Below are 1,217 nucleotides of genomic sequence, written 5' to 3' on the forward strand. Positions count from 1 at the left end.
CTGCTGAAGCGAGGTGCTGCGAATCCAGCTTTCCAGGATTGCTGCATCATGAGCGGTAATTGTAAAAACGTCCGGAGTATCCATGGGGCAAGTATACATGAAATCAAATCACGTAACCTTATTTTCCGCATAGCCCACTAGTCCCAGCCGCCAAAAGTGATCATTGGGTTATTGATGCCAAAAAAGGCTGGATAGCCAAACGGCAGCTAGACCAAAAAGACCTCAACGCCAAGAAAAGTAAGATACCACTACGTCCCTTAGCGCACATGACAGTGCGAGATCAAACGTGGGCAACCGCCGCAATGCTTTGTCTGGCAGACACCATTGAAACAGCGCAAGGGGACTGTAGTAGCAACGATATTTTTTCTCACAAAAAAAATGGGGTCTACAGCTACGGAAATCGCCTAATCTGTGATTGGAAAGAGGAAGACGGAAAGAATCTAGCATGGTTTCGCTGGGGAAACAGTCAAATCTACCGAAAGTTCTTTACAGACTACCAAAATTTTTTACGCCGACCAGTAATAGTAGGAAGAGAAATAGCACAAAGCTACGTAAGGTCCGAACTCATTTACATAGTAAATCTCGACCTCTCGAAGTTCTATGACAACATAGATCGCGACTTACTGATTAAGAAGATAAAAAAAATATGTAAAAGATTTACTAATCATTCAGGCCACAAAAAATTTTGGACATCATTCAGAAAAATAACGGACTGGAAATGGACCAAAGATGACTTATCTCGAGCCGAGGGCCTGGGAATTCCCATTAAAGGTAAGCTGGGAATACCACAAGGACTCGTATCCGCAGGTTTTTTTGCTAATGCGTACATGCTTGATTTTGACTGTGCCGTCGGAAAGCATATCAACAACAAAGTACCAAACACTACCGGAATTATCCTTCACGACTATTGCCGCTACGTAGACGATCTAAGATTAGTAGTCAGCATAGAAGAACCCCCCAAATATACAGATATAGCCGCCAGCGTAACCAATTGGCTAAATGAAATGCTTTCTTCACATGCATGTGAGAATTTACTTTTCAACCCAGACAAAACATCAGTAATTTCGCTAAAGGACCTAGCAGGCTGTTGATTTTCAGCCAGATTCAAACACGGTAATCGTTTGAATCCGCAATTCTCGGCCCAAATAGACGATTTAAGGCCATTTTTTACCCTTACGGGCCTTGGTGGCGAGCTTTCCCCGCCTTCAAGACGGACT

The 1,217-nt window shown here is 43.4% G+C and carries 1 protein-coding gene; it reads left to right on the plus strand.

Translation table 11 applies throughout. The features are described 5' to 3' along the window. Positions 1-266 precede the first annotated feature (266 nt). The gene (locus tag AB1S50_RS19455; RefSeq protein WP_367152932.1) at positions 267-1,091 is read left to right on the plus strand and encodes an RNA-directed DNA polymerase; all 825 of its coding nucleotides are present in this window, start codon (positions 267-269) and stop codon (positions 1,089-1,091) included. Positions 1,092-1,217 lie beyond the last annotated feature (126 nt).

It is taken from the genome of Microbulbifer discodermiae (assembly GCF_040742695.1).
Classification (GTDB): Bacteria; Pseudomonadota; Gammaproteobacteria; order Pseudomonadales; family Cellvibrionaceae; genus Microbulbifer.

Excerpts from the sequence above, each read along its gene's own strand:
- AB1S50_RS19455 (WP_367152932.1), top strand. The coding sequence starts at position 267 with ATGACAGTGCGAGATCAAACGTGGGCAACCGCCGCAATGCTTTGTCTG.